The 13859-nt window shown below is 37.8% G+C and carries 12 protein-coding genes; 9 read left to right on the top strand and 3 right to left on the bottom strand.

All coding sequences use genetic code 11. The features are described 5' to 3' along the window. Window positions 1-382 precede the first annotated feature (382 nt). Together BV906_RS16565 and BV906_RS16560 are read left to right on the top strand one after the other, a co-directional pair. Window positions 383-1258, top strand: a complete 876-nt coding sequence (locus tag BV906_RS16565) for an ATP-binding protein (protein WP_087974732.1) — start codon at window positions 383-385, stop codon at window positions 1256-1258. 101 nt (window positions 1259-1359) lie between these two features. Next, on the top strand, window positions 1360-3273 hold the full coding sequence (locus BV906_RS16560; RefSeq protein ID WP_087974731.1) for a vWA domain-containing protein: 1914 nt from the start codon (window positions 1360-1362) through the stop codon (window positions 3271-3273). A gap of 65 nt (window positions 3274-3338) precedes the next feature. Here the strand turns inward: BV906_RS16560 and BV906_RS16555 are convergent, their stop codons facing one another. Beyond that, window positions 3339-4367, bottom strand: a complete 1029-nt coding sequence (locus BV906_RS16555) for a PTS sugar transporter subunit IIC (RefSeq protein ID WP_087974730.1) — start codon at window positions 4365-4367, stop codon at window positions 3339-3341. A 414-nt stretch (window positions 4368-4781) separates the two neighbouring features. Here BV906_RS16555 and BV906_RS16550 point away from each other — a divergent pair, with 414 nt between their 5' ends. From BV906_RS16550 to BV906_RS16540, 3 genes are read left to right on the top strand one after another with little or no spacing between them, the layout of a single operon-like run. Then, entirely contained in the window at window positions 4782-5531 is a 750-nt protein-coding gene (locus BV906_RS16550) for a DeoR/GlpR family DNA-binding transcription regulator (RefSeq protein ID WP_087974729.1), read from the top strand. Next, window positions 5528-6439 (top strand): 1-phosphofructokinase, encoded by a 912-nt coding sequence (gene pfkB, locus BV906_RS16545; protein ID WP_087974728.1) that lies wholly within the window; start codon window positions 5528-5530, stop codon window positions 6437-6439. The genes BV906_RS16550 and pfkB overlap by 4 nt, the downstream gene beginning before the upstream one ends. Before the next feature lie 39 nt (window positions 6440-6478). After that, a complete protein-coding gene (locus BV906_RS16540; protein ID WP_087974727.1) occupies window positions 6479-8347 on the top strand; it encodes a PTS fructose transporter subunit IIABC in 1869 nt (622 codons plus the stop codon). A 442-nt stretch (window positions 8348-8789) separates the two neighbouring features. Here BV906_RS16540 and BV906_RS16535 read toward each other — a convergent pair whose 3' ends face one another. Then, complete coding sequence (locus BV906_RS16535; protein ID WP_087974726.1) at window positions 8790-9005, bottom strand: DUF2187 family protein; 216 nt, start codon at window positions 9003-9005, stop codon at window positions 8790-8792. A gap of 202 nt (window positions 9006-9207) precedes the next feature. On the opposite strand from BV906_RS16535, the gene BV906_RS16530 reads away from it, so the two are divergent. The 3 genes from BV906_RS16530 to mnmH all read left to right on the top strand — a co-directional run bounded on the left by BV906_RS16530 (window position 9208) and on the right by mnmH (window position 11963). Next, a complete protein-coding gene (locus BV906_RS16530) occupies window positions 9208-9588 on the top strand; it encodes an SLAP domain-containing protein (RefSeq protein WP_087974725.1) in 381 nt (126 codons plus the stop codon). A gap of 134 nt (window positions 9589-9722) precedes the next feature. Then, window positions 9723-10772: a selenide, water dikinase SelD gene (selD, locus tag BV906_RS16525; protein ID WP_087974724.1), complete on the top strand. Its 1050-nt coding sequence runs from the start codon at window positions 9723-9725 to the stop codon at window positions 10770-10772. 147 nt (window positions 10773-10919) lie between these two features. Then, entirely contained in the window at window positions 10920-11963 is a 1044-nt protein-coding gene (mnmH, locus tag BV906_RS16520) for a tRNA 2-selenouridine(34) synthase MnmH (RefSeq protein WP_087974723.1), read from the top strand. Between the two features lie 89 nt (window positions 11964-12052). Here mnmH and BV906_RS16515 read toward each other — a convergent pair whose 3' ends face one another. Next, window positions 12053-13120, bottom strand: a complete 1068-nt coding sequence (locus tag BV906_RS16515; protein ID WP_087974722.1) for a permease — start codon at window positions 13118-13120, stop codon at window positions 12053-12055. 212 nt (window positions 13121-13332) lie between these two features. Here BV906_RS16515 and BV906_RS16510 point away from each other — a divergent pair, with 212 nt between their 5' ends. Continuing rightward, on the top strand, window positions 13333-13755 hold the full coding sequence (locus BV906_RS16510) for an HIT family protein (RefSeq protein ID WP_087974721.1): 423 nt from the start codon (window positions 13333-13335) through the stop codon (window positions 13753-13755). Window positions 13756-13859: the final 104 nt, after the last annotated feature.

The raw sequence follows: 13859 nt of genomic DNA, 5'->3' as shown, positions 1-13859 counted from the left end.
GTTCGGTCGTTCATACCCTTGATGAGTGACCGAATGATGGGTCCTCTCCTTTGTTCGGTCGTTCATACCCTTGATGAGTGACCGAATGATGGGTCCCCTCCTTTGTTCGGTCGTTCATACCCTTGATGAGTGACCGAATGATGGGTCCTCTCCTTTGTTCGGTCGTTCATCCCTTGATGAGTGACCGAATGATAAGTCCTCTCCTTTGTTCGGTCGTTCATTACCCAGTTAATAAAATGATTTGGTATTTTAGTAAAATAATCAAATTTAGATAATTAAAACTCCTGGATAGATTACTACAGTTGGATAATTGTTACTCCGTCCCTGAATTTTTGTTTTTGCATGGCATCAAGGATACAATAGTTATGAAAGGAGTTTTACTATGAATACCAATTACAACTTACCTGAAAATATAATGGAACTATTACATACAAACCAGATGAAAAATAATGATCATTTTCAAGAATTAATTAGACAGGATGGTTATGTTCCACCAGATATGGATTTATTGATTGATGCGATTTCCGCTCTTAGTATGGGGAAAAATATTCTGCTAAAAGGCCCAACAGGTGCGGGAAAGACGAAATTTGCTGAAACATTATCAGCTTTGTTTAACCAACCAATGTTCAGTGTTAACTGTTCGGTTGATCTTGATGCGGAAAGCTTGCTTGGCTTTAAAACATTAGCCTATGAAGATAAGAAGCAAATAATTGAATTTGTATCAGGACCAGTCATTAATGCTATGGAATATGGAGAATTTTTATATATTGATGAAATTAATATGGCTAAGCCAGAAACATTGCCACTAATAAATGGCGTCCTTGATTACCGTAGAACGATCACCAATCCATTTACAAATGAAATCATCACAGCTAAGGATGGCTTTGGTGTGATTGCTGCTATAAATGAAGGTTATATTGGGACCGTACCACTTAATGAGGCATTAAAAAACCGTTTCATCGTCATTGAAGTTCCCTATATTGAAGGGGAACAATTAAAAAAATTGATTCAAACAAATACAACTCTAACAGACAACACGACGATCGATTTATTTGTTAAATTATCTAAAGACCTGATTACCGCTGTTCATCAAGGTAAATTATCAGAAGATGCCGCATCGATTCGCGCTTTACTGGATGCATGTGATTTGAGCAGTATTATTCCACCGAAACGCGCAATTCTCCGCTCCATTGTTGATAAACTGGAAGAAGACCGTGAGCGTGAATTTGTAATTAATCTGACAGATACTTTATTTTAGATAGGAAAGTATATAACTTTCTTTCCTGAATAAGTGTGGGCTAAGACATTCACTTAAGGTATAGCTATACCCAAGTTTTCTAATAGATAGGAGAATATTTCATGTATCGTTTCCATGATTCAAAAGTCGATACAGATCTTTTTATGCAATTACAGGACTTAACGACCGTCTTGTCCGGCAATCCGGATTTAAATTTTGAACATAATTACGGATCATTTATTGATTTGATTGACTCTAAACTTACTGCGAGCCGTTTCTGGGATAAATCACAGGACAATGTGAAAGAGTCCGGACTGAAAACAGATATTCTTTTGCGTGCAATTGGTACCCTTCATTATTCTAGCTTACCTGCAATGAAAACATATTTGAAAAGCATGAATGAGACCAAAATCCCTAAATTTTCTTCCCAATTAGTGACACTTCTGGAAGATTTGCGCCTTGAAGAAATCGTAAAAAAAGAGCGTCCCGGGACCAAAAAATGGTTTGCCGTTCGAAGGAGTTATCTAAAGCATTATTTTGAGAACCAATTGACCGCAATGATTACTAGAGGGTTTCAGACAGATGAGCTGTTTTGTCTTATTTATCTATTAATACAATCCGATCATCCGGATCCCGCTTTTCCTAGGGCAAATGAAAATCAGGTTTATCAACTTGATCAGTTAAAGCCATACATTTATTCCGCCTTTGAAGCCAAAAGTACAGAAGATATTATAAGAATTGCTGAACAAATTATCTATCGTGTAAACGAGCATTATAAGGACTCCATTAATCAATATTTTATTTTTCCAATCAGTCATATAGAGAGTTATACGAAAAACACGCTATTTGATGAACTTACAAGAACAGATGAATTAGTCAATAATGACCAAGAAGACATTGATGAAGAAAAGAACGAGTATTTCGATGAGACATTTTCTACCTGGCATCGTGAAAATAAAAATGAAGACCGAAAGCAAAACTTCCTGCAATTTGAATTAGAACAAGGAACCAAAACAAATATGATGGGTGGCGGTGCCCGTGAAACAGAAGATGCCGACCAAGCGATGGCTTCCATCCAAGGGGCTTCTGGTGAAAGTAAGGAAAGAGACTATTCTAAAATGGAAGCACTTGATAAACAGGAAGAATCCAAACAGGCGCAAGGAAATGAGAGTGCTTTTGGTGAAGAAAACAAAGATGCCACCAACTTAATAAAAGAAACAGTCACTCCTTCCAGGGAGGATGTAGCATTATATCAGGAATATGCCAAAGCAATTGAAACATATCAACGAAAACTTGCTAATACAATTAAAAAGACAATCGAACATAAGAAAAATACACCGAGAAAGGATCTATTAGTTGGACGACTATCCAAAAAATTATTACCTGTCGTTATTGATGAAACGCCAAGAGTATTTTATAAAAAAGATCAGGAGTCCAAAGAATTTGATGCAGTCTTCACATTGCTAATAGATTGTTCTGCTTCGATGGCTGGTAAAATGGAAGAAACGAAACGAGGCATCGTATTATTTCATGAGGTTCTTAAAACTTTGAATATCCCACACTCCATCATCGGTTTCTGGGAAGATGCTAACGAAGTGAAGGAAAGCTATCAGCCAAATTATTTTCATGTCATCCATACCTATACTGATTCATTATATCAGAATAATGGTCCAAAAATAATGCAGCTAGAGGCCCAGGAAGATAATCGGGATGGATTTAGTATACGAGTTATTACAAAAGATATCGAATCAAGACGTGAAAAGAATAAGTTCCTCTTAGTATTTTCTGATGGGGAGCCTGCAGCGGCCAATTATGACCAGAACGGTATCGTTGATACACATTTGGCCGTTTCTGAGGCCAGGAAAAAAGGGATTGATGTTATCGGAATGTTCCTTGCTGATGGGGAAATCGGTGAACGGGAAGATGATATTATGAGAAATATATATGGCAAAGAACGCATTATGGTGCCGAGTGTTTCTGAACTGCCGGATCATTTTACACCACTTTTGAAAAAGTTATTATTAAAATCTATTTGAAATAGTAGCTATACAAAAGAGCCTTCCTCGATGGAAGGCTCTTTACTAGTTAGAATTACTCTATATTACTGTATTTCCATACGTAAATCTCCTGTTTTTGCCCAACCTCTAAATTTCAATGCATGGTAAACAACTAATGAAATAATAGCCGGTGCAATCACACCTACTACAAGATACATTAACATGACACTCGGTCCCTGGATTGCAAGAATATTTAATGGTGCAATAAAGGAATTGAGTCCAAGTCTAGCTAATTCGTATGGTACTTGGAAATCAAATAGCAAAATGGCAATTGGTGCACAAATAATCGATGATAGAAATGGTCCTACCACAAGACGTGGATTTTTGACTAGATTCGGAACTTGGACTTTAGGTGTCAGGAATGATTGGGCGATATTAGCACCAATATCATTTTGTCTCCATGACATTGCAGTCCAGCCAGCAAATTGTGCGGTACAACCGATTAATGCAGCAGCAGCCGATACTGGGTCAAGCTGCAATGCAATCGCAATCGCTGCGGATGATGCTGGTGACATCAAGAAAACACTCCAAACAAGTGCAATAACTATAGAACCAATAAATGGAGAACCTTCCACAGAATCTGCGATATACCCACTTAATATTTTCAGTAATGGTGTGGTAATAGCAGCTAGGAACACTCCTGAAACTCCCCCAACAAAGATTGCTGAAAAAGGAATCGACAACATGTCCAATTTTGTTTTACCAGCAACACGCTTACCGACCCACGTTGCAATAACAGCTGCCAAAACGGCACTTATTGGCTGCCCAGTAGTAAGTACCCATGCACCATCTGGATTCATCGTAAGAGCATTCGCTCCAATTGTACTTGATGCCATAGCACTGAATATAACCAACGTATTTCCACCAAGCTGATAAGCAATTCCAGCTCCAATCGCAGGTGCAAGCATTAATTGTGCTGCCATTCCCACTGTTGTAAATCCTTCCCATCCTGTAAAAGTACCGAATGTTCCTATTAAAAGGCCTATCCCTAATGTTACGAGTACCGCATTTGCTAATCCTTGCGAAGCCTTATACGTACGGTCTACCAGGTAATCTTTCGTTGATTGTTTCATTCTCGCTGCCCCATATTTTTCTAATTTATCTTTTGTCTCTCATTGTATCAAAAAGGATTTTGACCTGGATAGGCGCTTGTCTATTGTGAAAAATAAAGTAGACTTCAACAGCTCCGTTTCTGTAAAATTCAGTATCATATCAAGCTAATAATAAATGAATGCTTGTTTACTAGCACTTTGGTCGTCTCTAATATGAAATAGTTATTATGTTAACTCTTTTCCTTATTAGCGTCAATTGTTGATTTTTTCTGATATATTAGGGCGTTTACATCACTATTTTTGCAGGGAATTTTACCATCAAAGGTATATTTACTACTTTGCAATAAACATAATAACGTATACTGTAAAATCGCTTTCTTATTTGATTGTTTATGATTGTTTTTGATGTTATTATACTGATATAGGAGGGATTTCATGTTAACTGAAGAACGGCACTCGTTTATTATGAGTAAGTTAAATGAAAGTGGTATCGTAAAATCTCTTACACTCATGGCTGATCTTAACTGTTCAGAGTCAACGATTCGAAGAGATTTAGCCCAACTAGAAAGCAAAGGAGCTCTTATACGTATACACGGTGGAGCTAAGCGTAACTATCGATTGGACGAGGAACTTTCTTATAACGCTAAAACAATTAAAAACGTTCACCAAAAGAATAAAATTGGCAGATTTGCCGCATCTCTCATTAAAAACAATGATGTCATTTATATGGACGCAGGAACAACAACCCTTGCGATGATTGAATATATAAATATTGAAAACATTACGGTAGTAACAAACGGAATTCAACACGCCTCCCTACTTGCGGATAAAGATATTAATACAATTCAAATCGGTGGAAAGGTAAAGAATTCAACAAAAGCAATCATCGGCGCAGCCAGCTTGAGTGAATTAAGAAATTTCCGGTTCACAAAAAGCTTCTTGGGAATCAATGGAATTGACGTTGCATACGGATGTACAACCCCGGACCCTGAGGAAGCAGCACTGAAAAAATTAGCCCATCAGCAATCTGCTATAACCTATTTACTGGCAGATGAAACGAAATGGGATAAGGTTAGTTTTGCAAAAGTATGTAACCTTGAGGAAGTTTCCATTATAACCGATTGCAATGTGCAAAATCTAAAATCATACAAAGAAAAAACAACAATATTGGAGGCCAGACAATGATTTATACTATAACACTTAACCCTTCCATCGATTATGTAGTGCCGGTAAAGAAGTTTGCTATTGGCGAATTAAATTATATGGAGAATGAGTTAAAGCTACCAGGTGGAAAAGGGATTAATGTTTCCCGCATATTAAAGGAACTGAATATGGATACAACCGCTCTTGGATTTTTAGGCGGATTCACAGGCGATTTTATTTCGAATTGGTTGGAGAAGGATCAGGTTGAAACAGACTTTGTTTCAATAGAGGGAGAAACGAGAATCAATATCAAGCTTAAATCGGGTAAAGAAACAGAAATTAACAGTCCTGGACCAGTAATTACAAGCTTTGAAGCAGACCAACTATTGAATCAACTAGAAAATATGACAAGTAAAGATACGGTAATTTTTTCCGGTAGTAAACCACCGTCTCTACCAGCCAATTACTACAATGAAATGATTGATAAAATTTCCAAGAATAACACAGCATTTGTCATCGACACAACTGGTGATGCATTGAAAAACGCCTTGCCATACGAACCACTACTGGTGAAACCAAACCAACATGAGTTAGAACAATTATTCGATGTCAAGCTTAACAGTCAAGAGGAAATTGTACATTATGGTAAAAAACTACTCGAGGCAGGTGCTGAGCATGTCATCGTTTCCCTTGGTGGTGATGGTGCATTACTAATCACAAATAACAGCATTTTTAAAGGTTTAAGTCCAAGGGGAGTTCTAAAAAACTCTGTCGGTGCCGGGGATTCCATGATTGCAGGATTCACCGGTGAATATTTACAGAGTCGTGATCCGGTCAAGTCATTCAAAATGGGAATAGCATCAGGTAGTGCAACAGCTTTTTCAAATGATTTAGCGAAGAAAGATGCAGTCTTATCCTTACTTCCGAAAGTAGAAGTTACCCGGCTCTAAAGATCAGGCATTGAAAATCTGAAAAAAGGACTGATAAAGATGAAAATAACTGATTTATTAAGAAAAGATATTATGATCATGGACATGCAGGCGACAGAAAAAGAGCCTGCAATTGAGGAAATGATTAATAGTCTTGATAAAAAAAATGTAATTAATGACGCCAAACAATTTAAGGAAGCCATCATGAACCGTGAGGCACAATCATCTACAGGGCTTGGCGATGGTATTGCTATGCCACATGCAAAAACCAAAGCTGTCAATAAACCGACAGTACTATTTGCCAAAAGCAAAAAAGGTGTTAATTATGAATCACTCGATGGAAGGCCGGCATATTTATTTTTTATGATAGCCGTACCTGAAGGCGCAAACGATACCCATTTACAAACACTGGCAGCATTATCCAGAATGCTTATCGATAGTGATTTTGTTCAGCAGTTAAAACAGGCGGAAACACCAAACGCGGTTCATGCACTATTTAATCAGTCAGAAGAAAGTGCAGAAGAAGATACTTCTTCCGCTACAGCAGGGAACTCTTCCGCAAAAAAACCATTCGTTGTTGCTGTGACCGCATGTCCTACTGGTATTGCCCATACCTATATGGCAGAAGATGCTCTAAAGAAAAAGGCGAAAGAGATGGATGTCGATATCCGTGTAGAAACGAATGGTTCTGATGGAGCGAAAAACCGCTTAACAGATAAGGAAATTGAACGGGCTGATGCTGTCATCGTCGCAGCCAGCAAAAAGGTTGATATGGCCCGCTTCGATGGAAAGCCAGTATTGGAACGACCGGTCGCTGATGGTATTAAAAAAACAGAAGAATTAATAACTAAAGCAATTAATCAAGACGCACCAACTTATCATGCCGATCATAATAAAGAAAGCTCCAGTAATGACGAGAAGCCAAAATCTATTTGGGGAACCGTTTATAAAGATTTAATGAATGGTATCTCACATATGCTGCCATTTGTTATCGGTGGCGGTATTATCATGGCAATTTCGTTCTTATTTGAAAGTGTTTTAGGAAGTGAAAGTGAGACTTTTATTTTTCTCAATGAAATTGGCGGTTATGCGTTCAACTTCCTTATTCCAATCTTCGCTGGTTTTATTGCGATGAGTATTGCTGATCGCCCAGGTTTAATGCCTGGTATGGTTGGTGGCTTGATCGCTGTTAATAGTGATGCAGGATTTATCGGTGGCCTGGTTGCAGGTTTCCTAGCGGGTTATGTTATTATCCTTTTGAAAAGACTTTTACGTGGGTTACCAAAATCCTTGGATGGATTAAAACCTATACTTCTCTATCCTGTATTAGGACTGTTTTTCACTGGTATCCTCATGTTCTTTATTTTCGGACCAATTTTTGCAGGTGTAAATAATGCAATGGTAAACTTCCTACAAGGTCTTGGAACTGGTAATGCAGTTATTATCGGTGTACTTCTTGGTGGAATGATGGCAATCGATATGGGTGGACCATTCAATAAAGCAGCATATGCATTTTCAATCGGAATCTTCACCGACACTGGTGATGGCAGCCTAATGGCGGCAGTAATGGCCGGTGGTATGGTACCTCCATTGGCAATAGCATTAGCATCTACTTTATTCAAAAATAAATTTAGTGAAGATGAACGAAAATCAGGTGTGACCAACTATGTTATGGGTCTCTCTTTCATTACAGAAGGTGCTATTCCCTTCGCAGCAGCTGATCCGCTTAGAATTATCGGTTCTTCTGTGATTGGAGCAGCTATTGCTGGTGGTTTGACCCAGTTCTGGAATAGTGCAATTCCGGCACCACATGGCGGTATCTTCGTCATTCCCTTAGCGGAAAATGCACTATTTTTCCTTCTTTCTCTAGCAATCGGAACAGTTGTCGCAGCAATTGTACTAGGTATATGGAGAAAACCAGCCCGGTAAACGTGAGTAAACCGATGGTGGCTAATCATGTAGCGCTCGTAAAATTATTGCTTTTATTTCTTCGGACTTGAGGTAAAGTGCAAAGTAACCGCTGGCCGTTTTCCAAAGAATTGTGCTTTTATCGCCGTCCGGGATCGCTCTGGGCGGATACTTTCCACGGGCACGTTCGGTGAGACTCTGAAATGCGTTAGCATGAAGAGGCTCACCAGCCGCCTCAGGATGCGCGAAGTATATTTCCCAGAGTGGTCACCGAAGAAACTTATCTTAGTTCGTACTTTATATAAATTACGAAGGATAAAAAGCAACAATTCTTTTCGATGGACGAGCAGTGCGGTGTCCCATTTATTTTTGATAGGCGCAGCAGCCGTAGGTTATTAGATATCAGCCAAATAAAAAGCAGCAATTCTACAATTGAGTAGGATTTGCTGCTTTTTTTTTACACTTATTTTTTATAATTTTTATGATTAACTACAGTCTTTATTGGCTCACCTGTGACAGGATGGTTCCCTATTTTGATAATCACGGAGTTCTCTCTTACTGTTAGAACCTCTCCCTTTTTACCTTTCTGTTCACCTTTAACTGCCTTGACTACATCTCCAACATTCACATGATGGATTGCTTTTACTTCTTGTTCTTTTTCTTTTTCTTTTTCTTCCATTTTAATTCCTCCTTGCCATATGATGTCAATCGTTGATGTTGATTTCAAATTACCTATTATCCTTCCACAACGAACATTTGCTGATTCATCCTATTCAATGTTAACATAAAATTATATATTTTTCTTAGAATATACTTAAAAACATTTAATGCTAAATCCTGTTATATCAACGGTTATCAATAAACAAAAAGAGGTGCCCAGCATGCAAAAACTACAGTATGAAGCATCATGGGATAAGGCTCTTCCAATAAAAGACCGAAAGAGAATCATTTCCGTTTTCAAGGAAACAAACGCACACAATCACCCTACTATTAAATTTACCCCATTATGGCAGGCAACTAATCATCGTGGGGAATTACTGATCACAGTTTTAGTTCATAATTTCAGCCATGATATATTTACTTTTAACAATACAAAACTAAGTTATATCGTTGAAAATGAAGTCATTTCAGAACATGCTTTTACAATACCAGCGTTAAAAATTCAGCCGGAAACAAGTATGCCATGGGCCTTTATATTCCCCGTGGAAAACTTAAATAATCATCTGAATTCAGAAAATGGTCAGTTGGAATTTGCTGATTAACTTTGGGATTCCCCCAGTCTGCATCATCTTAATTAAGCTATTACCAACAAATTCAACAATTCATAGACCGACATCAACTCTTCCTGAAAGTGCTATACTATTTAATAGAACGAAAGAAGAAAGGTTGTTTTAAAATGACGGATTCAACTAATATAAAGCTTACTTCACTATCATCCAAAGGTGGCTGCGGCTGTAAAATAGGTCCAGCTGATTTAGCGCAAGTGTTACGGGATTTACCACCTGCATCTCCTAATCCTGATTTACTCGTTGGTTTGGATACCAGTGATGACGCCGGTGTCTATCGATTAAATGATGAATTGGCAATGGTACAAACTGTTGATTTCTTTACGCCAATTGTTGATGATCCATACTCATTCGGGCAGATTGCTGCTGCTAATGCTATCAGTGATGTTTACGCAATGGGTGGAAAGCCATTAACTGCATTGAATATTGTTGCTTTTCCCATCTCAACATTGGATAAGCAAATTCTAACAGATATTTTACGTGGCGCAGGGGATAAATTGAAAGAAGCTGATATTTCGCTTGTCGGTGGGCACTCGATAGATGATAAAGAACCTAAATTCGGTCTTGCTGTAACAGGTATTGTGCATCCTGATAAAATTCGTACGAATACTGGTGCAAAAGCCGGTGATAAACTTATTTTAACAAAGCCCATTGGTGTTGGTATTACAACAACCTCCATTAAGCGCGATTTAGTTACAGAGGAGGAAATTGCCCGAGTAACAAATGTTATGTCAACATTAAACAAAACAGCCTCTGAAACAATGGAATCATACGATGTTCATGGGTGTACAGATGTAACCGGATTTGGTCTTCTTGGACATGCATCTGAAATGGCAAAAGGCAGCAATACAGGTATCCGTATTTACAACGAAAAAGTTCCAACGTTACCAAGGGTAAGAGAGCTTGCAGAAGCTGGAGCTGTACCTGGTGGAACAAAAAATAACTATGACCACCTAAAAGATGATGTTACATTCCCGGAAACAATGGATCAAATTGATCAATGGATTTTATGTGATGCTGTTACTTCTGGAGGTCTTTTGATATCTGTTACAGATGGAGATGCAACAGATCTGCTATCCAATTTAAAAAGTGCTGGAGTTGAAGCTGCCATAATCGGTGAAGTAACTGAAGACCATCCAGGCCATATTCAAGTGTTATAATTGTAAAGGATGTTCAAAAAGTCCGGTAAAAAATGACACATCGAATTTCTTCGTTGGCTCGAACTTCTCGGTCCTTTTTATCCTCCTTTTTGAACACCTACTTGTAATTAAGTTATATTTTTTCTTATTCGGAAAGGCGGAAACACCTTGTTCCAAGATATTTCTATAGAAGATTTACTTTCATCAAAAAATACGGGTGAGCTTACAGTAATTGATGTACGTTCCCCGTCAGAATTTAAAGATGCAACAATTCCTGGCAGTATCAATATCCCATTTTTTAATGATGAGGAAAGAGCGGAAGTTGGAACTATTTATAAGCAAGTAAACCCACAGGCCGCTAAAGACCGCGGACTGGAAATTGTTTCAGCTAAATTGCCGGATTTTATAAAGCAATTTAAAGAATTAGAAGGAAATAAAGCTGTCTTTTGCTGGCGTGGAGGAATGCGTAGTAGAACTTCTGCTACCGTTCTTTCATTGATGGGAATTAAAGCATATCGCTTAAATGGTGGCTACCGAAGTTATCGTAATTGGGTAGTAGATAGGCTCGAGACAATAAATTGGAAACCAGATGCCCTTGTACTAAATGGTTATACCGGATCTGGAAAAACAAGCCTATTACAACGTCTTCACGAGGCTAATTATCCAGTTATAGACTTGGAAGGTCTTGCAAATCATCGAGGCTCCATTTTTGGCCAAATAGGCTTGGAACCCAATAACCAGAAAAAATTTGATGCACTGCTAATGGAAGACCTTCTACGCCTTCAGCATTCCCCTTACGTTTTGATTGAAGGAGAAAGCAGACGAATTGGAAAGGTCACAATCCCCGATTTTTTGTTAGACAAAAAAGATACAGGTATTCAATTGATTGTTGATATTCCAATAGAAGAAAGGGTTATTCACATTCTGGACGATTACAGGCCATGGGAGCACGAGCAAGAATGTATCGAAGCCTTCTCAAGAATAAAGAGACGGATTCATACACCAATCGCCAATCAAATTGAATCGGATCTAAAATCGGGAAACTATTCCTCAGGAGTACGACTTCTGCTCGAATATTACTATGATCCTTTATATGATCATACTGCAAACCAAATTCCTGATAAGCAAAAAGTTAGAATCAAAGCAAAAAATGTTGATGAAGCAGTGACAATTTTACAAGACTATTTACATGCGAAAACAAGTATCCATTAAAAAAAACTGTAGATTGGACACAGTAAAAGTGTCTGATCTACAGGTTTTTTATTATATGCTGACAAGTATAAGCATCATTATATTATTTTCTATTTAAAAATCATTTTCCCTACTAAACCACTGACTATACCAAGAACTACTACCGATACAATCACAAAAAATAATACCCTCTTTGGGAATGACTTAGAAACTATTAGTAAAGATGGCAAACTTATTGCGGGCAGTGTAACTAATAGTGCCGCTGCTGGTCCTCCTCCAAGTCCTAACGCTATAAATGTTTGGATGATTGGGATCTCGGCTGCAGTTGGTATAACAAAAAGCATTCCAGCAATTGCGAAGATAATAATTGCGATCAGGCTATTTGCAGTTGATTCGCTTAAACTTGGGAAAAGCCAAACTCTTCCTGCTCCTAAAAGTAAAACAGATATAACATATGCCGGTACAATATAAAGAAGCATAGTCCCTAAGCTTCTTAACCATCTTGAGAAAAAGCTACCCTCAACTGGCTTAACATCCGCAACAACCTTTTCGATATCGACTGGCTGTGTGTTCTTCACAAAGCGATTTGCTAAATAGCTGATTCCAAAGGTTAAAATAAGTCCGAACACAAGTCGCATCACTGTGAATTCCCATGATAATACAAATGTCATAAAGATTAGTGTTGCAGGATTAATCATTGGGTTTCCAATCCAAAAAGCTAATGCTGCTCCGACAGAGACATTTTTTTTTCGAAGTCCAACCGCCATTGGTGCGGCGCAACAAGTACACATCATAGTCGGAACAGAAGCCATCCCTGCAATAGCCGTGCTGCCAAATGATGCTTTTCCAAGTACTTTAAGAAGCCAATTCGTTGGTATCAATACTTGAATCAAGGACCCGAGTAAAATACCAAGTATTGCTGCCTTCCATACAGATTCAAAATAAACAAGTGCATAATCCAATGCAGCCTGCCATGATGTCGTCACTGTTGAGAGATCTCCTAAAATAGAAGATCCAATAGAATTTGTATCAGCCGCTGAAATGGATTTATTATAATAAGGCCACCATTTTACATAAAGCAATCCAGCAGCAGCAATAAGTATAAAGGCAATCACAAACCTAATGACCTTTTTATGATTTGGTTGTTGCTGTTGATGTGTTGTATCTATCTGTGACATGGTATCCTCCTGTTAATAAATAAAATTTTCACAAGACATTCTATTATACCATAAATGAATAAAGGTCAATGCAGGTTTTTAAATCAGCTAATTTAGAATGGGAATGATATAATAATTATAGAATACATCTTTTGAAATTAGTCATAATAACGCTAGCGAGAATCAAAATATGGCATGTTTCTGAAAATAGTTTTGGAGAGGGTTTGATAATCATGGAACTAAATAAAGATTGCATGTATTGCATGGAGGATGAAAATCGCGATGCTCTCATGATCGAAATAGGTAAATTAGATGTTTCAACAGTATTTCTTTTTAAAGAACAAACGTACACTGGTAGATGTAATGTTGTATATAAAGATCACGTAAAAGAATTATTCGACCTTGATTCAGAAGAATTAGCGGCTTATATGAATGACGTTAAAAAGGTCGCAGAAGCAATGGACAAAGCATTCCAGCCTAATAAGATTAATTACGGTGCATACGGGGATAAGATGCATCACCTCCACATGCATGTGGTACCTAAATATGAAGATAAAGCAGACTGGGGTTCTACCTTTGAAATGAATCCAGGCAATACATACTTGTCTGAAGAAGAAAACAAGAAAATAATTGAGAAAATAAAAGAATATTTATAGACTCAAATCAATAGTAAAAATTAAAAATATAGAATGAAAAAAGTTTACCCAGCGAGGTAAACTTTTTTCATTCTACTATAGTTCCCTCTTTACTAAGAATGTTA

It is taken from the genome of Oceanobacillus rekensis (assembly GCF_002153375.1).
GTDB lineage: Bacteria > Bacillota > Bacilli > Bacillales > Amphibacillaceae > Oceanobacillus > Oceanobacillus rekensis.
This window is presented reverse-complemented; position numbering and strand designations above follow the sequence as displayed.

Coding starts and splice junctions, on each gene's coding strand:
- BV906_RS16565 (WP_087974732.1), top strand. CDS start 383: ATGAATACCAATTACAACTTACCTGAAAATATAATGGAACTATTACAT.
- BV906_RS16560 (WP_087974731.1), top strand. CDS start 1,360: ATGTATCGTTTCCATGATTCAAAAGTCGATACAGATCTTTTTATGCAA.
- BV906_RS16555 (WP_087974730.1), bottom strand. CDS start 4,367: ATGAAACAATCAACGAAAGATTACCTGGTAGACCGTACGTATAAGGCT.
- BV906_RS16550 (WP_087974729.1), top strand. CDS start 4,782: ATGTTAACTGAAGAACGGCACTCGTTTATTATGAGTAAGTTAAATGAA.
- pfkB (WP_087974728.1), top strand. CDS start 5,528: ATGATTTATACTATAACACTTAACCCTTCCATCGATTATGTAGTGCCG.
- BV906_RS16540 (WP_087974727.1), top strand. CDS start 6,479: ATGAAAATAACTGATTTATTAAGAAAAGATATTATGATCATGGACATG.
- BV906_RS16535 (WP_087974726.1), bottom strand. CDS start 9,005: ATGGAAGAAAAAGAAAAAGAAAAAGAACAAGAAGTAAAAGCAATCCAT.
- BV906_RS16530 (WP_087974725.1), top strand. CDS start 9,208: ATGCAAAAACTACAGTATGAAGCATCATGGGATAAGGCTCTTCCAATA.
- selD (WP_087974724.1), top strand. CDS start 9,723: ATGACGGATTCAACTAATATAAAGCTTACTTCACTATCATCCAAAGGT.
- BV906_RS16515 (WP_087974722.1), bottom strand. CDS start 13,120: ATGTCACAGATAGATACAACACATCAACAGCAACAACCAAATCATAAA.
- BV906_RS16510 (WP_087974721.1), top strand. CDS start 13,333: ATGGAACTAAATAAAGATTGCATGTATTGCATGGAGGATGAAAATCGC.